This is a genomic window from Bradyrhizobium sp. SZCCHNR1051, from assembly GCF_032489615.1.
GTDB lineage: Bacteria > Pseudomonadota > Alphaproteobacteria > Rhizobiales > Xanthobacteraceae > Bradyrhizobium.
This window is the reverse complement of the sequence record NZ_JAUEYJ010000031.1, coordinates 37,444-60,896: the sequence shown is the minus strand read 5'-3', so window position 1 is coordinate 60,896 and position 23,453 is coordinate 37,444. Positions and strand designations below refer to the sequence as shown.

Genomic DNA, 23,453 nt, shown 5'->3' with positions numbered 1-23,453 from the left:
CTTGGCCTCGCGCTCCTCATCCGTCAGTTTCGGCTGATGCACGCTCAGTCCCTCGGCGATGATGTCGCCGACCGACATGCGCGGGCTCAAGGCGCCGAACGGATCCTGAAACACGATCTGCATGTCGCGGCGGAACGGGCGGACCTCCTTGAAGGACAGCCCCTGCAGCTCCTTCCCGAGGAAGACGATGAGGCCGTCGGAGGAAATCAGCCGCAGCAGCGCCAGCCCGAGCGTGGTCTTGCCCGAGCCGGATTCGCCGACGACGCCGAGCGTCTCGCCCTTGCGCACGGCAAGGCTGACACCGTCCACGGCCTTGATGTGACCGACGGTCGAGCGAAAAAAGCCGCGCTTGATCGGAAACCAGACCTTGAGATCCTTGGCCTGCATGACCACCGGCGAATCGGGTCGCGGCGGCGCCGGGTCCGGCTTCGGCTCGGCGGCGAGCAGCGCCTTGGTGTAGGGATGAGCCGGCGCGGTGAACACCTGCTCGACCGGGCCCTGCTCGACGATCTTGCCGCCGTTCATGACGCAGACCCGATCGGCGATGCGGCGGACGATGCCGAGATCGTGGGTGATGAACAGAAGGCTCATGCCGAGGCGTGCCCGGATATCGGCGAGCAGCGCCAGGATCTGCGCCTGCACGGTGACGTCGAGCGCGGTGGTCGGCTCGTCGGCGATCAGCAGGGCCGGCTCGTTGGCGAGCGCCATCGCGATCATCACGCGCTGGCGCTGGCCGCCGGAGAGCTGATGCGGATAGCTGCCGAGCCGCGTCTCCGGCTCGGGAATGCCGACCTGGGTCAAGAGCTCGAGCGTGCGCGTCCGCGCCGCACTGTTCGAGATCGGCCGATGCAGTTGCAGGATCTCGCCGATCTGCCGCTCGATCGTGTGCAGCGGATTGAGCGAGGTCATCGGCTCCTGGAAGATGATGGAGATGTCGCTGCCGCGGATCTCGCGCATCTCGCGTTCGGACAACGGCAGGAGATCGCGGCCCTTGAAGTGGATGCTGCCCGACGGATGCGAGGCGACGGGATAGGGCAGCAGCTTCAGCACCGACAGCGCGCTGACCGACTTGCCCGAGCCGGACTCGCCGACCAGGGCGACGCACTCGCCGCGCTTGATCTCGAACGAGACATGGTCGACGGCGGTCGACAGGCGGCCCTGCTGATGAAAGGCCACCGAGAGATCGCTGACCGAGAGCAGCGGCTGGCTGATCGCATCCATGTCGGTCACCTGAACGTCTTGCGCGGGTCGAACGCGTCGCGCACGGCCTCGCCGATGAAGATCAGCAGCGACAGCATGATCGCGACGGAGAAGAAGCCGGTGAGACCGAGCCACGGCGCCTGCACGTTGGACTTGGCCTGCGACAGCATCTCGCCCAGCGACGGCGATCCCGGCGGCAGGCCGAAGCCGAGGAAGTCGAGCGCGGTCAAGGTCATCACCGAGCTCGACACGATGAAGGGCAGGAACGTCATGGTCGCGACCATCGCGTTCGGCAGGAGATGGCGGACCATGATGACGGCATTGGAGACGCCGAGCGCGCGCGCCGCCTGGATGTACTCGAAATTGCGGCCGCGCAGGAATTCAGCCCGCACCAGGCCGACCAGCGAGACCCATGAGAACAGCAGCATGATCCCGAGCAGCGTGAAGAAGCCGGGCACCAGCACCGCGGACAGGATCAGGAGCAGATAGAGATAGGGAATGGCGTTCCAGATCTCGATGAAGCGCTGGAACAGAAGATCGACCCAGCCGCCGAAATAGCCCTGCACGCCGCCGGCGGCGATGCCGATGATCGAGGAGAAGAACGTCAGCGACAGGCCGAACAACACCGAGATGCGGAAGCCGTAGATCAGCCGTGCGACGACGTCGCGGCCCTGGTCGTCGGTGCCGAGCCAGTTGTATTCGAGATCCCGGCAGCTCTTCAGCCCTTTCTTCTCGACCACGGGTTTGCACTGTGCCTCCGTCAGCATCCAGGTCGGCGGCGATGGCGCCGGCGTCGGCAGATCGAGATTGTGCGTGGCGTAGGAGTAGCGGACCAGCGGCCAGACCACCGTGCCGCCCTTGTCCGCAATCAGCTTCTGCAAATACGGATCACGATAGTCCGCGGCGGTCTCGAAGTCGCCGCCGAATGCCGTTTCCGGATAGGTGACGAACGCCGGGAAATAAAGGTGGCCGTCGAACTTGATCAGGAACGGCCGGTCGTTGGCGATCAGCTCGGCGAACATCGAGACGATGAACAGAAACAGAAACAGCCACAGCGACCAGTAGCCGCGGCCGTTGGCCTTGAAGTTCTGCCAGCGGCGCTGATTCAGCGGCGACGGCCGGAAACGATGCCGCGTCGGCGGCACAGCCTCGCCGAGCGGAGCCTGCGCCGTGGTCTCGACCGGAGGGGGGGCCGTGATCGTCATCAGACCTCCCGCGCCTCGAAGTCGATCCGCGGATCGATCCACATGTAGGTCAGATCCGAGACCAGGTTGATCGCGAGGCCGAGCAGCGAAAAGATGAAGAGATTGCCGAACACGACAGGATAATCACGATTGAGAATGCTCTCGAACGAGAGCAGGCCGAGCCCATCCAGCGAGAAGATCGTCTCGATCAGCAGCGAGCCGGAAAAGAACGCGTGGATGAAGGTGCCGGGAAAGCCGGCGATCACGATCAGCATGGCGTTACGGAAGACGTGGCCGTACAGCACCTGGTTCTCGCTGCAGCCCTTGGCGCGCGCCGTCATGACATATTGCTTGCGGATCTCGTCGAGGAAGGAGTTCTTGGTCAGCAGCGTCATGGTCGCGAAGGCGCCGAGCGCCATCGACACCAGCGGCAACGTGAGATGCCAGAAATAGTCGATGATCTTCCAATACCACGGGAAGTCCGACCAGCCATCCGAGATCAGCCCGCGCAGCGGGAAGATGTTGAGGAACGAGCCGCCAGCGAACAGGATGATCAGAAGGATCGCGAACAGGAAGCCCGGAATGGCGTAGCCGACGATGATCACGGCGGAGGTCCAGACGTCGAAGCGCGAGCCGTCCTGCACCGCCTTGCGAATCCCCAGGGGAATCGAGATCAAATAGGTCAGCAGGGTCATCCAGAGGCCGAGCGACATCGACACCGGCAGCTTCTCCTTGATGAGCTGCAGCACGCTGGTGTCACGGAAATAGCTCTTGCCGAAATCGAAGCGCGCGAAGTTCCAGACCATCAGCGCGAACCGCTCCGGCGCCGGCTTGTCGAAGCCGAACTGCTTTTCGAGCTGCTTGATGAAGGCGGGATCGAGCCCCTGCGCGCCGCGATATTTCGAGTTCAGCTCGCCGCCGGATCCGACCTGTCCCGGCGGACGCGCGCCGAAATCCGAACCGCTGCCGCCAGAAATGCGGGAGGTGCCGCCGGTGTCGGCGCCGGTCAATTGCGCGATGACGCGCTCCACCGGACCGCCCGGCGCGAACTGCACCACGACGAAGGAGATGAAGAGGATCCCGAGCAGGGTCGGGAGCATCAGCAAGATGCGACGGGCAATATAGGCGGCCATGAACTACTTCGCCTGCTCCAGCTTTGCGGCCTTGGCGGCATCGTACCACCAGATGTCGGGGGCGCCGACGCCCGAGGCGTATTTCGGCGGCTTCGGTGGATGGTCGAATTGATCCCAATAGGCGATCGGGTGGGTCTGGCGATACCATTGCGGTATCCAGTAGTGGCCGGCGCGGAACACGCGGTCGAGCGCCCGGCAGGCCAAGGTCAGCTCGCTGCGGCTCTCCGCGGCGATCGCCTTGGCGACCAGCGCGTCGATCGCGGGATTGCTGATCCCTGCGAGATTGTAGGAGCCCTTGGTCTTTGCCGTGTCCGAGGTGAAGTAAGCCCTGAGGCCGTCGCCGGGGGTCGGCGACATCGACATGCGTTGAATGGCGATGTCGAAGTCGAAGTCCTCGACCCGCGCGCGATATTGCACGGCGTCGACGATGCGCAACTCGGCGTCGATGCCGAGCGTCTGCAGGTTCTTGATCAGGGTGCCGTGGTGCGGCTTGAACGAGACCTCGTCGATCAGGAACTCGATCGCGAACACCTCGCCGGACGGCAGCAGTCGCTTGCCGTCCTTGACCGGCAGGCCGGCCTGCTGCAAGAGCTGCATGGCCTTGCGCAGCAGCGCGCGATCCTGGCCGGAGCCGTCCGAGACCGGCGGCACGAACGGCTCGCCGAACACATCGTCAGGCACCTGGCCGCGGAACGGCTCGAGCAGCTTCAGCTCTTCCGCCGACGGCGGTCCGACCGCGACCATGTCGGAATTCTGGAACGGCGACACGGTGCGCGCATAGGCGCCGTACATGATGGTCTTGTTGGTCCATTCGAAGTCGAACGCGTAGGTCAACGCCTGGCGGACGCGCGGATCCCGAAACCTGTCGCGGCGGGTGTTGATGAACCAGCCCTGCCCGCCCGACGGCGTCTCGTCCGGCAGCAGCTCGCGCTTGACGCGGCCGTCCTTGATCGCCGGGAAGTCGTAGCGCGTCGCCCAGATGCGCGCGGTGAACTCCTCGCGGAACAGATAGCTCTTGGCGGTGAAGCCCTCGAAGGCGACGTCGCGGTCGCGATAGAACTCGTAGCGCACGATGTCGAAATTGTAGAGGCCGCGGCTGACCGGCAAGTCAGCGGCCCACCAGTCCTTGACGCGCTCAAACTCGACATAGCGGTTGATCTCGTATTTGCCGACCTTGTACGGCCCCGAGCCGAGCGGCACGTCGAGCGGCCCCTCGTCGAAGGCGCGATTGGCGTACCAGGCCTTCGAGAAGATCGGCAGGGTCACGACATAGAGCGGCACATCGCGGGCGCGCTTCTCGACGAAGCTCACCACGACCGTCGCATCGTCGAGCGCCTCGGCCTTCACGAAGTCGCGCAACTGCACGACGATCAGCGGATGGCCCTTCTCCTTCAAGGTATTCAGCGAGAAGGCGACGTCGTGGGCCGTGATCTTGGACCCGTCGTGAAAGCGCGCCTCGGGACGCAGCGTGAAGCGATAGGACAGCTTGTCCACTGATATCGCGACGGACTTCGCGACCAGCCCGTAGACTGCGTCCGGCTCGTCGCTCGCGCGCACCATCAGCGAGGCGAACGTCATGTCCATGCCCTGCGCCCCCTCACCTTTCAGGACGTAGGCATTGAACGAGTTGAAGGTCTGATAGGACTGGTTGTAGGCGCGCACCGACGGGATCAGCGAGAACAGCCCGCCCTTCGGCGCATCCGGATTGACGTAGTCGAAGTGGTGGAAGTCGGCCGGGTATTTCAGGTCGCCGAACGCCGATGTGCCATGCGAGTCTGCGCCGAACTCCGCGGCCATGGCCGGCTTCAGGAGGGGGACGCTGAGCGCGCCGAGCCCAAGCCCGAGCACGCCACGGCGCGACAGATGCGGGAGCCCGGTCAAGAGCGCTTCACCTTGGCAGCCTTGTCGGCGTCGTACCACCACAGATTCGGCCAGCCGGACCGCGCATATTTCGGGAACGGCGTGAAATGGCTGAAGCGGTCCCAGCGCGCGCTACGCGCAAATGGATAGGTGAACTGGGGAACGACGTAGAAATTCCAAAGCAGCACCCGGTCGAGCGCATGCGTTGCCGCTTCGAGAGAGGCGCGATCCTTGGCGTAGATGATCTTCTCGATCAGCGCGTCGACAGCGGGGTTCTTGATGCCAATCGTGTTCTTCGAGCCGGACTCGTCGGCGGCCTTGGAGCCCCAGAAATCGCGCTGCTCGTTGCCGGGCGACAGCGACTGCCCCCAGACATCGATGATCATGTCGTAGTCGAAGGTGCGCACCCGGTTCTCATACTGGACGTTGTCGACCTGGCGTACCGTCACCGCGACGCCGAGGCGCTCCAGCGACGGCTTGTAGAACAGCACGATGCGCTCGGACGACGGGTCCTGGACCAGCAGCTCGACCGTGACCGGCTTGCCGGCGGGATCGACGAGCTTGCGGTCCTTGATCTCGAAGCCTGCGTCCTTCAGCAGCTTGGTGGCCTCGCGCAGATTGGCGCGAACGTTCTCGGGATTGCCGCCCACCGGGGCTTGGTAGACCGTGGTGAACACTTCCGGCGGCACCTTGTCGCGCAGGCCCTCGAGGATCTGCAGCTCCTGGCCCTGCGGCAGCCCGGAGCAGGCCAGATCCGTGCCTTCGAAGTAGCTGTTGATGCGCTTGTACTGGCCGTAGAACAGCTGCTTGTTCATCTCCTCGAAATCGAAGGCGTAGTTGAAGGCGCGCCGCAGCCGCGCATCCTGGAATTGCGGACGCCGCAGGTTGAAGGCGAAGCCCTGCATGCGGCCGGAGTCGCTGATCGGGAATTCGTCCTTGACCACGCGCTTGTCGTTGATGGCCGGGAAGTCGTAGGCCGTGGCCCACTGCTTGGCCGAGTTCTCGTTGATCCAGTCGGCCTGGTCGGCCTTGAAGGCTTCGAGGGCGACGATGTTGTCGCGGAAGTATTCGAACTGCAGCTCGTCGAAATTGTTCTGGCCGATCTGGACCGGCAGGTTGGCGCCCCAATAGTCCTTGACGCGCTCCATCTTGATCGAGCGCCCGGGCACGAACTCCTTGATGCGATACGGGCTCGACCCGAGCGGCGGCTCCAGGGTGGTCGCGGTGACGTCGCGCTTGCGGCCCTGCGCGTCGGTGCCTTCCCACCAGTGCTTCGGCAGCACCAGCAGCTCGCCGACGATGTGCGGCAGCTCGCGATTGCCCGGACCATCGAAGGTGAACTTGACCTCGAGATCGCCGGTCTTCTCGGCCTTCACCACATGACGATAGTAGGATGAGTAGTGCGGGCTGTTCTTCTTCAGGGCCTCGAGCGAGAAGATGACGTCCTCGGGCGTCACCGGCTTGCCGTCGTTCCAGCGCGCTTCCTTGCGCAGGCGGTAGATGACCCAGGAGTAGTCGTCCGGATAGGCCGCCGACTCGGCGAGCAGGCCGTATTCGGTCGACACCTCGTCCTGCGACCTCGTCATCAAGGTCTCGTAAACCAGCCCCGCCGCGGACGCGATGTTGCCCTTCACATACATCACGACGATGTTGAAATTGTCGAAGGTCCCGAGCGAGATCATCCGCGCGACGCCGCCTTTCGGCGCATCCGGATTCACGTAGTCGAAGCGCTTGAAGTCCGCCGGATACTTGATCTCGCCGAACAGCGACAGGCCGTGGCGCCAGACCAGCTGCTCGCCGGCCTGCGCCCGGGCGGCGTCGAGAGGGGCAAGGCTGGCCGCCGTGCCGAGCGCCGGGGTCATCGCAGCGAGCACGCTGCTCTGCAGGAGCTGTCGTCGGGTAATCGTCAAATGAGACTTCCTCTGAATAAGACCGCTTGAAGCAGGTGGTAGCCGTGGCCGCTGCTGCTCCCAGATCCAACGTCTGATCGTAACCCAATTCGCAAGGGCAGGTTTCGCCGGCCTCAGCGAGGTGCTCCGGCCCGCGAACCCGTTCCATTCAGGGGACCAATATACGGCAAGGTTTCGACCAATAACCTTGCTTTTTCCTCATGATACCGGGTTGTGAACGAGGTGGATGCGACCAAAGGTCCCAAATGCGGCGAAATTCGCCCCGCAAAGCAAAACGGCCGGGCTTGGGGCCCGGCCGTCGAAAACTGGTGGGTCAGCAGCCGATCACTTGGCTGCGGTGGGCAGCGGCGCCGGGCTGTCGGCCAGCGAGTTCAGATAGGCCAGCACGTCGGCCCGCTCCGAGTCCTTCTGGATGCCGGCGAAGCCCATCGCGGTGCCCGGGATGTAGCCCTTCGGATTGGCGATGAACTTGTTGAGGTCGTCGATCGTCCAGGTGCCGCCCTTGGCCTTCATCGCCGCCGAGAAGTTGAAGCCGCGGCCTTCGCCAATCTTGTCGCCGACGATGCCGTAGAGGTTGGGGCCGACGCCGTTCTTCTCGCCCTTCGCGAAGGTGTGGCAAGCCGCGCACTTCTTGGCGGCGGCGGCGCCCTTCTCGACCGAGGCGGTCTGCAGCAGCTTCTCGATCGGCTCGGCCACGGCCGGCGCCGCGCCACCCTTGGCGGCGCCCTCGGCCTCCTTCACGGCGATCTCAAAACCCGGCTTCTCCGGCATTTTCGGCGCGAAGATCGCGCCAGCGGAGAAGCTCGTGACCAGCACGACCAGACAGGCAGCCAGCACGGCGCCGATGATTTTGTTCAGTTCGAAGGAGTCCATTTTGGAATCAGGCTCCGAGGGCGGATTTCATTGTTCTGTCGGAGGCCGCGAGGCCGCGACCGCGAATCGCCCCAGGAGTCGAGATAAGGACTCGTCAAGGCATCGAGCGGAATCGAGCCGTCGCGCCTCCCCCTGCGGCAGAAGTGAGATATCGGTTTGCCCGTGCTCTGGCAACCCGTATAAGCGGGCCGCTTCTGCTGTCCCCATCCAGTCCGGCCCGCGCTGTTGCGACCGGCTCCGACCTGCCGTTCCCGGATGACCAAATCCCGAATTCTCGTGCTGATTCCCGCCCGCATGGCGTCGACCCGCCTGCCGGGCAAGCCGCTGCTCGACATCGCCGGCCAGCCGATGATCGTGCAGGTGCTCCGGCGCGCGCAGGAGGCCGCGATCGGCCGGGTGGCCGTCGCAACCGACACGCCCGAGATTGCCGCGGCCGTCACGGCCGCGGGTGGCGAAGTGGTCATGACCAGGCCGGATCATCCCTCCGGGTCAGACCGCATCTACGAGGCCGTGTGTAAGCTCGACCCGGCCCGCGAGGCGGAGATCGTGGTCAATCTGCAGGGCGACTTCCCGACCATCGACCCGCAGAACATCAGCGACGTGCTGCCCCCGCTCGAGGATCCCGCCGTCGACATCGCGACCCTTGCCGCGCAGATCCACACCGAGGAGGAGAGCCTCAATCCGAACGTCGTCAAGGCGGTCGGGTCGCCTCTCGGCGGGCGGCGCATGCGCGCGCTGTACTTCACCCGGGCCACGGCGCCGCATGGCGACGGACCGCGCTACCATCATATCGGCCTCTACGCCTACCGCCGGGCGGCGCTGGAGCGCTTCGTCAGCCTGTCGCCGTCGCCGCTGGAGCAGCAGGAGAAGCTGGAACAGCTGCGGGCGCTGGAAGCCGGCATGCGCATCGACGTGATGGTCGTCGACGCCGTGCCCCGCGGCGTCGACACCCCGGCCGATCTCGAAACCGCACGCCGGCTGCTGTCCAAGACCTAAGCTGCTACAAGGCCCCACATGAGCAAGATCTTGAAAATCGCATTCCAGGGCGAGCCGGGAGCCAATTCCCACATCGCCATCTCCGAGGCCTATCCGACCGCCGAGGCCATGCCCTGCGCCACCTTCGAGGACGCGCTGAGCGCGATCTCCTCCGGCGAGGCCGATCTCGGCATGATTCCGATCGAGAACTCGGTCGCCGGCCGCGTCGCCGACATCCACCATCTGCTGCCGGCCTCCGGCCTCTACATCATCGGCGAGTGGTTCCTGCCGGTCCGCCACCAGTTGATGGCGCTGAAGGGCACCAAGCTCGCCGACATCAAGACCGTCGAAAGCCACGTTCACGCGCTCGGCCAGTGCCGCCGCATCATCCGCCAGCTCGGCGTCCGGCCGATCGTGGCCGGCGACACCGCGGGCAGCGCGCGGGACGTCTCCCAGCGCGGCGACAGGAGCGTGGCGGCGATCGCCTCGCGGCTGGCAGCCGAGATCTACGGCCTCGACATCCTCGCCGAGGACATCGAGGACGAAGCCCACAACACCACCCGCTTCGTGGTGCTGGCGCGCCAGGAGCAGTGGGCCGAGCAGAATTCCGGGCCGCTGGTCACGAGCTTCGTGTTCCGCGTGCGCAACCTGCCGGCTGCGCTCTACAAGGCGCTCGGCGGCTTCGCCACCAACGGCGTCAACATGACCAAGCTCGAAAGCTACATGGTCGACGGCAACTTCTTCGCCACGCAATTCTATGCCGATGTCGACGGCCACCCGAACGACAAGGGCCTCGCTTTCGCGCTGGAGGAGCTGAAGTTCTTCTCCCGCGAGCTGCGCATCGTCGGCGTCTATCCGGCGCACCCGTTCCGCGCGACATTCAGCGAGCGGATGGAGTGATTGGGGAATAGCCGCCTAAGGGGGGCGCTCGCCCCTGCCGAACTCGCCCCCCTCCTGGCTCAATGTGAAATCCCCAGTCGAGCCCCTGTGACCGTCTTAGACCTCGGAGCTTGCGGAGGTATTATAAAACCATCGACGTAGGTTTTTGGCTGCTCAAGTGCCGTCCGGCGCGGGCAGGAAATTGCATCGAATCAAGAGGGCGGGTGGCAAACGATTTCAACTATGACGCCGCACAGGCCAAAAATGATCCAGTAGCACCCCATTTGGTGGGCGCGACAAAACCACTCGCTTTGGTAGCGAATCGACTAAAATGGCAACTCTGGCCTGGGTCGATCCATGTCTCCAGTTCCCAACGCAATCATTAATCTCTACCGTGCCGGCGAGTTGGCGGCTGAGCTCACGAAATTTCACGACGTCTCCGATAGAGACGAGCAATCGTTTGTCGGGGTTTGTGTCCACCTTCACAACGACGGGCTTATCGATTTAGTCGATATTCCCAGTCAGCCACAATTCGCAAACATCGAAGGGCATGACTTCTTCACCGTTCAACAGTTTTATTGTGACGCTATTCCTGACCTTAGGACCAACGCAGATGCGTTGATGGAGTGCTGTCGCATTTTGATCGAACGCGGCGGCGCTGATTTAGCGGCAAACCAGCCGAATGGCGCTTTCCGGAAATGGTGCGCAAGAAATCCTAGGGAAGGCTCCGCGATCATCCAGCGTGCGAGAGCCGGCGACCATCTTGCAAAGCGTTTCGTCACTTTTGCAATCCAAGCATCGGAAGACGTTCGAGCCGCGATCGACTTTATCATAGAGTTCGATGACGAACGAAGGCTGTTCGGAATGGCGGCATTGGCCGGAATGGGCTTCACCGACACCGCCTCCGCTCAACAGTCTATTCAGACGCTTGAGACCTTCATCTCGGAGGCTGAAAGCGACAACGTACGGGCCAATGCCCTACATGCGGCCTCCGATATACTCAAGAGAACCAAGGACAGCGGGACGGCGAGCAGACTGGTCATCGCCGGCAGCCGGTGCGCCGGCCCGTCCACTCTGCATTGCCTAGCTCAGGTTATCTGGCTCCAGCAGGACCTTCTAAGTGAAGAGGCGCTAACGGCCGCGCTAAACGCACTTGAGACGACCTCGCCAGAGCATCTCGGAACAATAAGAACCCTAGATTTGGCTCTGAGCAGACTGTTGACGACACAGCGAGGCGCTATCGGACTAAACTTCATTACTGCCAAGCTGCGGGATGGACAGCTTACACTTGAGAAATTTCCGACGACAAAAAGCGAGCTAACTAGAAACGATCCAAATCGGCTCTACGAGCTAATCATCAAATGGCTCCGTTCCGGCAACGCATTTCTGTGCGACAACGCCGACGACCTTATCCCATTCGAGGAAACGAATCCCTTCGACGCGAATATAACCCTTTTCAACCTGAAATCAGCCGAGCAACTCTTTATCTGCCGTAAGGCTATAGGATTTCTATTCTTACGCCCTGTTACGTGCTGCTCTATTATCGTTTCCATTCTACGGGGTGCAGAACCGGATACAGAGGAGAAAATTGTCGAAATGCTGTTCGACCCCCTACTGTTGAACTACAGCGGAAGCGCAATCGAATATCTTAAGGGAATCAGTGTAGATGACCCCGCTTACGCCGCCATACAAAAAGCGCTCAGCAAGCACGACGCCTACCTTAGTGGTCTCCGAGCAACAGGCACAATTGAGGAACTTCACCCCTCCGACTATGAGCGGGATATTGTGCTTCGTCGATCGTACGATCAAATGCGCGACGCGCAAAAGGCGGCAGAAAAACAATCCGTCTTGCTGGAACTCGCGCACCGCTCCACGCTGCTTTACGGTAAGCGTTCACTTGCATACATCCAAGGAGAGAACGGCGAGAGTCGAGCGACAACACTTGATCTTCATTCAGTGGGGATTTCTTACGAGCTGCCACGCCGCGACATAATTGATCCCGTTGGCCTAGACTACGTGATCCGCGTCTTCCGCGCAGAGCGCCTCCAGTGAAGCTTCTTTTCCGCAGCTATCTGGCCTCGCTAAGAGAACGAGACGAACTGGACGCAATCCTTCCTGATTTGCTCAGCGAACTCGGATTTACCGTATATTCGAGACCTCAACGAGGCACCGCTCAGGCCGGCGTAGACGTTGCCGCAGTCGGCATAGATGAGGATGGAGAGCGAAAGGTCTTCTTATTCTCCGTGAAACAAGGCGACTTAACACGCCAATCTTGGAACGATGGAACAGTCCAAGGGCTGCAGCCATCTCTCGATGAAATTCTGAACAATTACATTCCGCACAGAATCCCAAAGCGCTATCAGAAGCTCAAAGTGGTGATCTGCGTAGTCTTTGGCGGCGACATGCAAGAACAAGTGCGAAGCGCTGTAACGGGCTACTTCGGGCGCAACTCGAACAGAAAGGTCTCGTTCGACGAGTGGAACGGAGACAAACTTGCTGGCTTGCTCATCGAGGGCGTGCTTCGTGAAAAAGTTATGCCGAAGGCCCTTCAATTCTCGTTCCAAAAGTCGGTAGCAATGGTCGATGAGCCTGACATTGCATATCGGCATTTCATGCGGCTGGTGAAGGAACTTAACAAGCTTGTCACCAGCGAAAGGACGCGAATTCGCGTGGCCCGCCAACTTTACATAGCGGCCTGGGTTCTTTTCGTATGGGCGCGCGATGCAGGAAACATAGATTCGGCCTACAGAGCTAGCGAGCTCGTCTTGCTGCATATTTGGAATCTTTTCCGCCCCTATATCGGACGAAAGCCCAACAAGACAGGAAAAGAGCTAAATCTTATAATAAATTATACAGTCCAACTACACCTGACAATTGCTTTAGAGTTGCTCGATAAAAAGCTACTGCCGCATGTCGGAACGCGCGATGGAATTTCAACAGCCGTTCATACCCGCGCGTCCGTGGATGTGAACATCAAGCTATTTGACGTCCTCGGCCGCATCGCGTTAACGGGCCTTTGGGTGCAATGGTTCGCAGAGCGAGAGCCAAATCTTGACCGGAAAGCCGTTGCGCAACGCAAGGCAAATGAATTGACGACGCAATGTTTCCAACTGATTGAAAATAACAGGGCGCTGTTCTTGCCAATTCAAGATCAGCAAGCCATCGAGATTTCCCTGTTTCTGTTGCTAGTGGGCGTTGCAAACGGCAATCTTCATGACACCCGCTCTTGGCTTCACCAGATGGTGGATCGGCTCGCACTCTCAATTCGAACGCACGGTCGTTATCCGTGCATTTTCAGTGACTATCGCGACTTGGTTGCCCATCCGCGCGAGCGAACAGAAGAATATCGGAGGGATGCGACGGCGGGTTCGATATTGATCCCGCTGATTGCAGCGTTCACATCTGCCCTCAATGATCGGTCGGCATTTGAGACACTGATCAGTCTCAAAGCGAAAGAACTAGCGCACTGTACGCTCCAACTGTGGTTGCCCGACAAGTCAAGCGAGGAGGGCATTTATGTTGGATCGCAGGATCACGGCGTCGCTCTTTGTGAGATACCGCTTTCAGATTCGAACGACACGCTTATTCAAACTATTGACAAAGCTTGCCGAGAGACGGAGGGCTTTGTTGAGCTATCAGCAATCGCGACAGGCTTCTGGCCCCTAATCTTGACCGCCTGTCGTCATTACCGCCTCCCGGTACCGCCGCAGCTATGGATCAGTCTAGTACGTCCAGAACCATCACTCGGTTCCGAGACGACTGCTTCTTGAAATCATACAAGTGCCTTAACTGGCTTTATCCGCCACCAGTTGATGGCGCTGAAGGGCACCAAGCTCGCCGACATCAAGACCGTCGAAAGCCACGTTCACGCGCTCGGCCAGTGCCGCCGCATCATCCGCCAGCTCGGCGTCCGGCCGATCGTGGCCGGCGACACCGCGGGCAGCGCGCGGGACGTCTCCCAGCGCGGCGACAGGAGCGTGGCGGCGATCGCCTCGCGGCTGGCAGCCGAGATCTACGGCCTCGACATCCTCGCCGAGGACATCGAGGACGAAGCCCACAACACCACCCGCTTCGTGGTGCTGGCGCGCCAGGAGCAGTGGGCCGAGCAGAATTCCGGGCCGCTGGTCACGAGCTTCGTGTTCCGCGTGCGCAACCTGCCGGCTGCGCTCTACAAGGCGCTCGGCGGCTTCGCCACCAACGGCGTCAACATGACCAAGCTCGAAAGCTACATGGTCGACGGCAACTTCTTCGCCACGCAATTCTATGCCGATGTCGACGGCCACCCGAACGACAAGGGCCTCGCTTTCGCGCTGGAGGAGCTGAAGTTCTTCTCCCGCGAGCTGCGCATCGTCGGCGTCTATCCGGCGCACCCGTTCCGCGCGACATTCAGCGAGCGGATGGAGTGATCGGACCGTCATCTCGCGGCTCCAGATAGGCCGCCAGCTCGGCCGGCGTTCCCATCGGGAACGCCTGCTTCAGATGGTCGAGAAAGGCGGAGACGCGCGCGCTCAACAGCCGCCGCGACGGATACAGCGCCCACAGCGCAACCGCTGGCGCGTCGAGATCCGCCCACTGCACGAGCCGGCCTGCAGCGAGGTCGTGGCTGGCGAGCGAGAGCGGCAGGCATGCGGCGCCGACGCCGGCACGGACCGCATCGCGCACCATGATCAGCGATGACAGCCGCAGGATCGGATCGATTGCGATGCGCGATCGTCCCGTTGCAGCCGTGACGTCCCACGCTGCGATCTGCTCGGTGCTGCGAACGACAGCAGGAACGAGCGCGCCGTCCGCCGGCCTCGTCAGGGCTGGGCTCGCCACGACCACCATCTGGTCGCGCAGGAAGATGCGCCCGACCAGGCTGTCATCGGGATCGGGATTGACCCGGATCACCAGATCATAGCCCTCCTCGACCATGTCGACGGCCCGGTCGTCGGTCGTCACGTCGAGCCGGACCTCGGGATATCGAAGCGCGAACGACGCGGCGAGCTTGCCCATCGCGGTTTGCGAGAACAGCAGCGGCGCGCTGATCCGCAGGCGGCCGCGCGGCGTGTCGCCGCCCGAGGAGATCGCAGCCACGGTCTCGTCGAGCTCGGTGAGCAGCGCGCCCGCCCGCTCGAACAGCGCCCGTCCCTCCTCGGTCAGCTTCAGCGCGCGCCCGCCGCGCTCGATCAGCCTGATGTCGAGGCTCGCCTCCAGCTCGGCGACCCGGCGCGACAGCGTCGCCTTGGGGCGACCGCTGGCGCGGGCGGCGCGGCCAAAGCCGCCGTGACGGGCGACCAGTGTGAAATCGGCGAGCGCCAGCAGATCCATCTGTTTCACCAATGAGACGACCTGTCCATTTATAGCGTCTATTGGCTCACATATGGATCGCTATTTTCGGGGTGTCTCAACAACCAACCCGGAGTGATCCCCATGACCATCCTCGTCACCGGCGCCACTGGTACCGTCGGCCGCCACGTCGTCGACCAGCTCGTCAAGCGCGGCGCCGACGTCCGTGCCCTCGTCCGCGATCCTGCCAAGGCGAGGTTTCCGGCGGGCGTCGCGGTCGCGCAGGGCGACCTGCTCGACATCGATTCGCTGCGCTCTGCCTTTTCGGGCGTCTCGACCTTGTTCCTGCTGAACGCCGTCGCGCCCGATGAATTCACCCAGGCACTGGTCGCACTCAACGTCGCCCGCGAGGCCGGCATCGCGCGGATCGTCTATCTCTCGGTGATCCACAGCGACGTCTACGTCAACGTGCCGCACTTCGCCGGCAAGTTCGCCGTCGAGCGGATGATCGAGCAGATGGGCCTGAACGCCACCATCCTGCGCCCGGCCTACTTCATGACCAACGATCTCACGATCAAGGACGTCGTGCTCGGCTACAGCATCTACCCGATGCCGATCGGAGCCAAGGGCCTTGCCATGATCGACGTCAGCGACATCGGCAAGATCGCAGCGATCGAGCTGATCCGCCGCGAGCAGTCAGCCGTGCCGCTGCCGCTCGATCGCATCAACCTGGTCGGTCCGGACACGCTGACCGGCGCTGATGCCGCTGCGATCTGGTCTGACGTGCTGGGCCGCACGATCGCCTATGGCGGCGACAACACCGCGCAGTTCGAGACCAACCTCCGGCAGGTCATGCCGAGCTGGATGGCGTTCGACATGCGGCTGATGGCCGAGCGCTTCCTGACCGACGGCATGGTGCCTGAGGCCGGCGACGTCGCGCGCCTGACGGCGCTGCTGGGTCGTCCCCTGCGCTCCTATCGCGACTTCGTCGCTGACATCGCGACCGCCGCCTGACGGCAACAAGCCCTGATCATCCACCAAAGCCAAACTGTGGGGCGCCTCCGCGGACGCGTCCCATGCCAAGTCTCAGGAGGTCATCATGACTCATTCCACACGTGATAGCGCCAATGGCGCGAAGCCGAACATCCTGGTTCTCGGCGCGACCGGCGGCACCGGCCGGCTGATCGTGCGCGAGGCGCTGGCGCGCGGCGACAATGTCACCGCGCTGGTGCGCTCGCCGGGGAAGGCCGGCGATCTGCAAGGCGCGCATCTGATCGTCGGTGACGCCCGTGACGAAGCGACGTTGCGGAAGGCGCTGAAGGGTCAGGACGCCGTCATCAGTGCCTTGGGCACGCCGGCCGGTCCATTCCGGGAGGTGACGCTGCTCTCGACCGTGACGCGCTCGCTGCTCGACGCAATGCGGGCTGAGCGCGTCTCGCGGCTGGTTGCCATCACCGGAATTGGCGCCGGCGACAGCGCCGGGCACGGCGGCTTTCTGTTCGACCGGCTGATCTTTCCGCTGCTGCTGCGCAAGGTCTACGCCGATAAGAATCGGCAGGAGGCGATCATCGGCAATAGCGGGCTCGACTGGGTGGTCGTTCGTCCCTCGGTGCTGAACGACAAGCCGGGCGGACACACAGTGCGCGCGCTGACGGATCTCACCGACTTTCATGGCGGCACGATCGCGCGGGCCGACGTCGCGCGCTTCGTCCTGGATCAGGTGAGCGACGACAGCTTCCTGCATCGCTCGCCCCTGATCACGTGGTGAGACCAGCGACGCGCGGCGTCGATGCTCACGCCGCCGCCTTCCGCTCCAGGCCGAAGGCGTCGGCAAGCAGGCTGTAGGAGCGCTTGCGGGCGTCGTGGTCGAAGGTCGCCGTGATCACCATCAGCTCGTCGGCCTGGCTTGCCGCGATCATCGGATCGAGCTTGGCCCGCACCGTCGCCGGGCTACCCACGAACAGCCGCGACCGGTTGCGTGCGATCGAGGCGCGGTCCGCGTCTGTATACATGGTGGCCGCCGCCTCCTCGGGGCTCGGCAGCGGCAGGAACTGGCCGCGGTCGCGCCGCAGGCGGTTGAGGTCCATCGACGACGCCAGCCGCTCAGCCTCGGCGTCGGTCTCGGCCGTCACCACCGCGACCGCCAGGATCGCATGCGGCTGCGACCGCCAGCGCGACGGCGTGAAATGCGCGCGGTAGGTTCTCATCGCGTCGACCGCGTCGTGGCTGGCAAAATGATGCGCGAAGCCAAACCCCATGCCGAGCTGGGCCGACAGCTCGCTGGAATAGTCGCTGGAGCCGAGCAGCCAGATCGGCGGCAGCGGCGCGTCGTCGGGCATGGCGACGACGTTGTTGTAGGGATGGCCGGCGGGAAATTCGCGGGTCTCCCACAGCATCAGCTCGTGCAGCCGCTCCAGGAAATCGTCGCCCTCGCGGCGGTCGAGCCGGCTCCGCAGCGCATAGGCCGTGGTGCCGTCGGTGCCGGGCGCGCGTCCCAGACCGAGATCGATCCGGCCGGGAAACAGCGCCTCCAGCATCTTGAAGCGCTCGGCGACCACCAGCGGCGCGTGGTTGGGCAGCATCACGCCGCCGGAGCCAACGCGGATGTGCTGCGTCACCGCCGCGATCTGCCCGATCATGATGTCGGGCGACGGGCTCGCCACCGACGGCAGGCTGTGATGCTCGGCCAGCCAATAGCGGACATAACCGAGCTGATCGACATGGCGGGCCAGATCGATGCTGTTGCGCAACGCCGCCGACGGCCTGGTGGCCGTGGTGGTGACGGAGAGGTCGAGGACGGAAAGCGGGATCATTGGCTGAACCTAATGCCTGCGCGTCGCGCCACAATGGGCTGACCGCGACCGTGACCTGCCGCGAATGCAGAGATCGACCGCAACGAAGTTGGGACATGCCGCCTGTATACAGGATGATATCTGGCATCTCCCACTGGATATTTCAGCGAGAGCCGTCCGGGACACACAGATACCCTTTGATATAACTCGTTTTTCTTCGCCCACAATCACGCCAGGTTCAGCGACAAAAACAGCAACATTCGCAGCAAGGTGGGCTAAATCCCATTTACGGTGGGCTGTCTATTGCGACGCACTTCCCTTATCTTGGCACATTACGAGGGGGACGCCCCTCTTGAGTTGAAATTTACGCCCCATTCGGAACCTGCGTTGCCATGACCGACCTCGCCACCGCCATCGCCGACGGCCACACTGCGATTCCCAGGCCGAAGATCTCGTTCGAGTTCTTTCCGCCGAAGACCGAGGAGATGGACCGGACGCTGTGGGCCTCGATCGAGCGCCTCGCGCCGCTGGAGCCGAGCTTCGTCTCGGTGACCTATGGTGCCGGCGGCTCGACCCGCGAGCGCACCCACGCCACCATCGCGCGTATCCTGAAAGAGACCGCGCTGCTGCCGGCGGCGCATCTCACCTGTGTCGGCGCCTCGCGCCGGGAGATCGACGAGGTCGTCGACCGCTATCATGAGGTCGGCGTCCGCCACATCGTAGCACTTCGCGGCGATCCGCCCGGCGGCATCGGCACGCCCTACTCCACCCGTGCCGACGGCTACCAGACCTCGCCCGAGCTGATCGCCGGCATCAAGAAGCGCCACCCCGACATCGAGATCTCGGTCTCGGCCTATCCGGAGAAGCACCCCGAGAGCCGCGATTTCGACGCCGACATCGACATGCTCAAGGCCAAGGTCGACGCCGGCGCCACCCGCGCCATCACCCAGGTGTTCTTCGACAACGATCTCTACTTCCGCTACCTCGACCGTGTCCGCGCCCGCGGCATCGACATTCCGATCGTGCCAGGGATCATGCCGATGCACAATTTCAAGCAGGCGCGCGGCTTCGTCACCCGCGCCGGCACCACGGTGCCGCACTGGCTGGCCGAAAAATTCGACGGTCTCGACGACGATCCAGAGACCCGCAAGCTGGTCGCGGCGACCGTCGCCGCGGGCCAGGTGCAAAAGCTCGCCAAGCATGGCGTCGACACCTTCCATTTCTACACCATGAACCGCGCCGACCTCGTGTTCGCGATCAGCCATCTGCTCGGCATCCGTCCGAAGTCCGCCAACAAGGCTGCTGCCTGATGCCCGCCCCCGTATCCCCAGCGCGTACCGCCTTCCTTGCCGCTGCAGCTAAGCGCATCCTGATTCTCGACGGCGCCATGGGCACGATGATCCAGGCGCTGCAGCTCGACGAGGCCGCGTTCCGCAGCGAGCGGTTCAAGGACTTCCATCGCGACCTCCGCGGCAACAACGATCTCTTGATCCTCACCCAGCCCGAAGCGATCGAGGACATCCACGCGCAATATCTGCGCGCCGGGGCCGACATCGTCGCCACCAACACCTTCTCGGCGACATCGATCGCGCAGGCCGACTACGACCTGTCCGACATCATCTACGAGCTCAACCGCGAGGGCGCCCGGCTCGCCCGCAATGCGGCCACGCGTGTTGCGGCCGAGGACGGCAAACAGCGCTTCGTCGCCGGCGCGATGGGCCCGACCAACCGCACGGCATCGATCTCGCCTGACGTGTCCAATCCCGGCTATCGCGCCGTGACCTTCGACGATCTCCGGCTCGCCTATGGCGAGCAGGCGCGCGGGCTGCTGGACGGCGGCGCCGACATCCTGCTGCTCGAGACCATCTTCGATACGCTCAACGCCAAGGCGGCGCTGTATGCGATCGCCGAGCTCGCCGAGGAGCGCGGCGTCGACGTGCCAGTGATGATCTCCGGCACCATCACCGACAAGTCCGGCCGTCTGCTGTCCGGCCAGATGCCGGAGGCGTTCTGGAATTCGGTGCGTCACGCCAAGCCGCTGACGATCGGCTTCAACTGCGCGCTCGGCGCCGAGGATCTGCGCGCCCATGTCGCCGACATCGGCCGCGTCGCGGATACCTTGGTCTGCGCCTATCCCAATGCCGGCCTGCCCAACGAGTTCGGCCAGTATGACGAGACGCCGGCCTATATGGCGCGGCTGATCGGCGAGTTCGCGAGCGCCGGCCTCGTCAACATCGTCGGCGGCTGCTGCGGCACCACGCCGGACCATATCGCCGCGATCGCCGCCGCGGTCGCCCCGCACAAGCCGCGCGCGGTGCCGGAGATCGCGCCCCGGCTGCGGCTGTCGGGCCTGGAGCCGTTCGAGCTGACGCCCGCCATTCCGTTCGTCAATGTCGGCGAGCGCACCAACGTCACGGGCTCGGCGAAATTCCGTAAGCTGATCACCGCCGGCGACTACACGGCTGCACTGCAGGTCGCACGCGACCAGGTCGAGAACGGCGCCCAGGTCATCGACGTCAACATGGACGAGGGCCTGCTGGATTCGGAAGCCGCGATGCGGACCTTCCTCAACCTCGTCGCTGCCGAGCCGGACATCGCCCGCGTTCCCGTGATGGTCGATTCCTCGAAATTCCACGTCATCGAGGCTGGCCTGAAATGCGTGCAGGGCAAGCCGGTGGTGAACTCGATCTCGCTCAAGGAAGGCGAGGAGAAGTTCATTCACGAAGCGAAGATCGCGCGCCGGCATGGTGCCGCTGTCGTCGTGATGGCGTTCGACGAGACCGGCCAGGCCGACACCTACAAGCGCAAGACCGAGATCTGCGCCCGCGCCTACAAGATCCTGGTCGAGCAGCTCGGCTTCCCGCCCGAGGACATCATCTTCGACCCGAACATCTTCGCGATCGCGACCGGGCTCGAGGAGCACAACAATTACGGCGTCGACTTCATCGAAGCGACGAAGTGGATCCGCTCGAACCTGCCGCACGCGCACATCTCGGGCGGCGTCTCCAATCTCTCGTTCTCGTTCCGCGGCAATGAGCCGGTGCGCGAAGCCATGCACTCGGTGTTCCTGTATCACGCCATCAAGGCGGGCATGGACATGGGCATCGTCAATGCCGGGCAGATGATCGTCTATGACGACATCGATCCCGAGCTGCGCCAGGTGTGCGAGGACGTCGTGCTGAACCGCGACCCTGGCGCCTCCGAGCGGCTGCTGGCGCTGGCCGAGAAATTCCGCGGCCAGGGCAAGCAGACCAAGGAGGTCGATCTCGCCTGGCGCGATTGGCCGGTTGGCAAGCGGCTCTCCCACGCGCTGGTGCACGGCATCACCGAGTTCATCGAGCAGGACACCGAGGAAGCCCGCGCCGCCTCGACGCGCCCGCTCGACGTCATCGAAGGCCCGCTGATGGCCGGCATGAACGTGGTCGGCGACCTCTTCGGCGACGGCAAGATGTTTCTGCCGCAGGTCGTGAAGTCCGCGCGCGTGATGAAGCAGGCGGTCGCCTATCTGATGCCGTTCATGGAGGCCGAGAAGGCCGCCAACAAGGGCCGCGCCAACGAGCGCTCCAACGCCGGCAAGATCGTGCTCGCGACCGTCAAGGGCGACGTCCACGACATCGGCAAGAACATCGTCGGCATCGTGCTCCAGTGCAACAATTTCGAGGTCATCGACCTCGGCGTCATGGTGCCCGCCGCCAAGATCATCGAGACCGCCAAGGCCGAGAACGCCGACATCGTCGGGCTCTCCGGCCTGATCACGCCGTCGCTCGACGAGATGGCGTATCTCGCTGCCGAGATGGAGCGCCAGGGCCTGAACGTGCCGCTCCTGATCGGCGGCGCCACGACGAGCCGTGTCCATACTGCGGTCAAGATCGATCCGAACTACCAGAATGGCCCGGTCGTTCACGTCAACGACGCCAGCCGCGCCGTCGGCGTCGCCTCCTCGCTGCTGTCGCCGGAGCGCAAGGATACCTACGCCACGGAGGTTCGCAGCGAGTATCAGAAGATCGCCGCTGCGCATCTGCGCGGCCAGGCCGACAAGAAGCGGCTGAAGCTCGCGGACGCCCGCGCCAACGCGCCGAAGATCGACTTCGCCAAGGCGAAGCCGGTGAAGCCGACCTTCCTCGGCGTCAAGACCTTCGCCGATTACGACCTCGCCGAGCTCGTGCCCTATATCGACTGGACGCCGTTCTTCCAGACCTGGGAGCTCGCGGGCCGCTTCCCGGCGATTCTCGACGACGCCAAGGTCGGCGAAGCCGCACGGGCGCTCTATGACGACGCGCTGAAGATGCTGAAGCGCATCGTCGCCGAGAAGTGGTTCACGGCGCGCGCCGCGATCGGCTTCTGGCCGGCCAATGCCAAGGGCGACGACATCGTGCTCTATGCCGACGACAGCCGCACCACGGAGGTCGCGACCCTGCACACCCTGCGCCAGCAGCTCGAGAAGCGCGAGGGCCGCTTCAACACGGCGCTCAGCGACTTCATTGCGCCTGTGGGTTCCGGCGTGCCGGACTATGTCGGCGGCTTCGTCGTCACGACGGGCCTCGGCGAGGATGCCGTCGCCGACCGCTTCAAGAATGCCAATGACGACTACTCCTCGATCCTGGTGAAGGCGCTGGCCGACCGCCTCGCCGAGGCCTTCGCCGAGCGGCTGCATGCCCGCGTCCGCCGCGAGTTCTGGGCCTACGCTCCGGACGAGGCGCTCTCGCCGGACGATCTGATCCTGGAGAAGTATCACGGCATCCGTCCCGCGCCCGGCTATCCGGCGCAGCCCGACCACACCGAGAAGGCGACCTTGTTCGAGCTGCTCGACGCCGAGAAGAATGCCGGCGTGCGGCTGACCGAGAGCTTTGCGATGTGGCCGGGCTCGTCGGTGTCGGGTCTCTATTTCGCCTCGCCGGAGAGCTTCTATTTCGGCGTCGGCAAGATCGAGCGCGACCAGGTCGAGGACTACGCCGCGCGCAAGGGCATGACGGTGGCCGAGGTCGAGCGCTGGCTGGCGCCGATCCTGAACTACATTCCGGCAAGGAGTGGACAGCAGGCGGACGCGGCAGCGCGCGCCGTCGCTTCGCCCGCTCCGGCCAACGACGCCGCACCCGCCGAGCTCGCGAGCCATCCGGTGGGCTGCACCTGTGCCGTTCATCTCGCCTGGCGCAGGAAGGCGGTCGGCGCGAAATAGCCGGCGCGCAGTCTCCCACGCCAAACTGTCGTCCCGGCCTCGCGCCGGGACCCATACCGCGTGATGCATCTGTCGGCCGCCGTGGTCGATACCGAGCGCACGACACCTCCCTGTGGTTATGGATCCCGGCGTTCGCCGGGACGACACCAGTTATGGCGGACCGCCGTCGCCTCCCATATGCGTTCGCAGGGGCAGCACCGCAT

At 63.7% G+C, this 23,453-nt stretch carries 16 protein-coding genes and 1 pseudogene; 9 read left to right on the top strand and 8 right to left on the bottom strand.

The features are described from left to right. The 6 genes from QW868_RS30590 to QW868_RS30565 form a co-directional block, all read right to left on the bottom strand. On the bottom strand, positions 1 to 1,221 hold a 1,221-nt coding region (locus tag QW868_RS30590; RefSeq protein ID WP_316232299.1), incomplete at its 3' end, for an ABC transporter ATP-binding protein. A 5-nt stretch (positions 1,222 to 1,226) separates the two neighbouring features. Then, complete coding sequence (locus QW868_RS30585; RefSeq protein ID WP_315813412.1) at positions 1,227 to 2,405, bottom strand: ABC transporter permease; 1,179 nt, start codon at positions 2,403 to 2,405, stop codon at positions 1,227 to 1,229. After that, positions 2,405 to 3,517: a microcin C ABC transporter permease YejB gene (locus QW868_RS30580; RefSeq protein ID WP_316232297.1), complete on the bottom strand. Its 1,113-nt coding sequence runs from the start codon at positions 3,515 to 3,517 to the stop codon at positions 2,405 to 2,407. The genes QW868_RS30585 and QW868_RS30580 overlap by 1 nt, the downstream gene beginning before the upstream one ends. Positions 3,518 to 3,520: 3 nt before the next feature. Beyond that, positions 3,521 to 5,398, bottom strand: a complete 1,878-nt coding sequence (locus QW868_RS30575; RefSeq protein WP_316232296.1) for an extracellular solute-binding protein — start codon at positions 5,396 to 5,398, stop codon at positions 3,521 to 3,523. Then, positions 5,395 to 7,239 carry an extracellular solute-binding protein gene (locus QW868_RS30570; protein ID WP_316232298.1) on the bottom strand — a complete coding sequence of 615 codons (1,845 nt, stop codon included), beginning with the start codon at positions 7,237 to 7,239 and terminating at the stop codon, positions 5,395 to 5,397. Before QW868_RS30570 ends, QW868_RS30575 begins: the two co-directional genes overlap by 4 nt. Before the next feature lie 372 nt (positions 7,240 to 7,611). Continuing rightward, positions 7,612 to 8,160, bottom strand: coding sequence for a c-type cytochrome (locus QW868_RS30565; RefSeq protein ID WP_316232295.1), 549 nt, complete (start codon positions 8,158 to 8,160; stop codon positions 7,612 to 7,614). A 255-nt stretch (positions 8,161 to 8,415) separates the two neighbouring features. Between QW868_RS30565 and QW868_RS30560 the strand changes: the two genes are divergently transcribed. The 5 genes and pseudogenes from QW868_RS30560 to QW868_RS30540 form a co-directional block, all read left to right on the top strand. Beyond that, positions 8,416 to 9,156: a 3-deoxy-manno-octulosonate cytidylyltransferase gene (locus QW868_RS30560; protein ID WP_316232294.1), complete on the top strand. Its 741-nt coding sequence runs from the start codon at positions 8,416 to 8,418 to the stop codon at positions 9,154 to 9,156. Positions 9,157 to 9,174: 18 nt separating this feature from the next. Beyond that, entirely contained in the window at positions 9,175 to 10,035 is an 861-nt protein-coding gene (locus tag QW868_RS30555; protein ID WP_315734654.1) for a prephenate dehydratase, read from the top strand. Positions 10,036 to 10,371: 336 nt separating this feature from the next. Further along, a complete protein-coding gene (locus QW868_RS30550) occupies positions 10,372 to 12,066 on the top strand; it encodes a hypothetical protein (RefSeq protein WP_316232293.1) in 1,695 nt (564 codons plus the stop codon). Further along, positions 12,063 to 13,784, top strand: a complete 1,722-nt coding sequence (locus QW868_RS30545; RefSeq protein WP_316232292.1) for a hypothetical protein — start codon at positions 12,063 to 12,065, stop codon at positions 13,782 to 13,784. Before QW868_RS30550 ends, QW868_RS30545 begins: the two co-directional genes overlap by 4 nt. 27 nt (positions 13,785 to 13,811) lie before the next feature. Then, positions 13,812 to 14,420 (top strand): annotated as a pseudogene (locus QW868_RS30540) (prephenate dehydratase domain-containing protein); the annotation flags it as partial. Here the strand turns inward: QW868_RS30540 and QW868_RS30535 are convergent. Next, on the bottom strand, positions 14,401 to 15,324 hold the full coding sequence (locus QW868_RS30535) for a LysR family transcriptional regulator (RefSeq protein WP_316232291.1): 924 nt from the start codon (positions 15,322 to 15,324) through the stop codon (positions 14,401 to 14,403). The pseudogene QW868_RS30540 and the gene QW868_RS30535 overlap by 20 nt on opposite strands. A 102-nt stretch (positions 15,325 to 15,426) precedes the next feature. Here QW868_RS30535 and QW868_RS30530 point away from each other — a divergent pair, with 102 nt between their 5' ends. Then, positions 15,427 to 16,296: an NmrA/HSCARG family protein gene (locus QW868_RS30530; RefSeq protein ID WP_316232290.1), complete on the top strand. Its 870-nt coding sequence runs from the start codon at positions 15,427 to 15,429 to the stop codon at positions 16,294 to 16,296. An 85-nt stretch (positions 16,297 to 16,381) separates the two neighbouring features. Continuing rightward, a complete protein-coding gene (locus QW868_RS30525) occupies positions 16,382 to 17,050 on the top strand; it encodes an SDR family oxidoreductase (RefSeq protein ID WP_315772621.1) in 669 nt (222 codons plus the stop codon). 25 nt (positions 17,051 to 17,075) lie between these two features. On the opposite strand, the gene QW868_RS30520 is transcribed toward QW868_RS30525, so the two are convergent. After that, entirely contained in the window at positions 17,076 to 18,095 is a 1,020-nt protein-coding gene (locus QW868_RS30520) for an LLM class flavin-dependent oxidoreductase (protein WP_315753467.1), read from the bottom strand. A gap of 371 nt (positions 18,096 to 18,466) precedes the next feature. Here QW868_RS30520 and metF point away from each other — a divergent pair, with 371 nt between their 5' ends. Both metF and metH read left to right on the top strand, forming a co-directional pair. Then, positions 18,467 to 19,384 carry a methylenetetrahydrofolate reductase [NAD(P)H] gene (metF, locus tag QW868_RS30515; protein ID WP_315772623.1) on the top strand — a complete coding sequence of 306 codons (918 nt, stop codon included), beginning with the start codon at positions 18,467 to 18,469 and terminating at the stop codon, positions 19,382 to 19,384. Then, complete coding sequence (metH, locus tag QW868_RS30510; RefSeq protein WP_316232289.1) at positions 19,384 to 23,250, top strand: methionine synthase; 3,867 nt, start codon at positions 19,384 to 19,386, stop codon at positions 23,248 to 23,250. The genes metF and metH overlap by 1 nt, the downstream gene beginning before the upstream one ends. Positions 23,251 to 23,453: the final 203 nt, after the last annotated feature.

Coding starts and splice junctions, on each gene's coding strand:
- QW868_RS30565 (WP_316232295.1), bottom strand. CDS start 8,160: ATGGACTCCTTCGAACTGAACAAAATCATCGGCGCCGTGCTGGCTGCC.
- QW868_RS30535 (WP_316232291.1), bottom strand. CDS start 15,324: ATGGATCTGCTGGCGCTCGCCGATTTCACACTGGTCGCCCGTCACGGC.
- QW868_RS30530 (WP_316232290.1), top strand. CDS start 15,427: ATGACCATCCTCGTCACCGGCGCCACTGGTACCGTCGGCCGCCACGTC.
- metH (WP_316232289.1), top strand. CDS start 19,384: ATGCCCGCCCCCGTATCCCCAGCGCGTACCGCCTTCCTTGCCGCTGCA.
- QW868_RS30550 (WP_316232293.1), top strand. CDS start 10,372: ATGTCTCCAGTTCCCAACGCAATCATTAATCTCTACCGTGCCGGCGAG.
- QW868_RS30560 (WP_316232294.1), top strand. CDS start 8,416: ATGACCAAATCCCGAATTCTCGTGCTGATTCCCGCCCGCATGGCGTCG.
- metF (WP_315772623.1), top strand. CDS start 18,467: ATGACCGACCTCGCCACCGCCATCGCCGACGGCCACACTGCGATTCCC.
- QW868_RS30585 (WP_315813412.1), bottom strand. CDS start 2,405: ATGACGATCACGGCCCCCCCTCCGGTCGAGACCACGGCGCAGGCTCCG.
- QW868_RS30520 (WP_315753467.1), bottom strand. CDS start 18,095: ATGATCCCGCTTTCCGTCCTCGACCTCTCCGTCACCACCACGGCCACC.
- QW868_RS30570 (WP_316232298.1), bottom strand. CDS start 7,239: ATGACCCCGGCGCTCGGCACGGCGGCCAGCCTTGCCCCTCTCGACGCC.
- QW868_RS30555 (WP_315734654.1), top strand. CDS start 9,175: ATGAGCAAGATCTTGAAAATCGCATTCCAGGGCGAGCCGGGAGCCAAT.
- QW868_RS30525 (WP_315772621.1), top strand. CDS start 16,382: ATGACTCATTCCACACGTGATAGCGCCAATGGCGCGAAGCCGAACATC.
- QW868_RS30580 (WP_316232297.1), bottom strand. CDS start 3,517: ATGGCCGCCTATATTGCCCGTCGCATCTTGCTGATGCTCCCGACCCTG.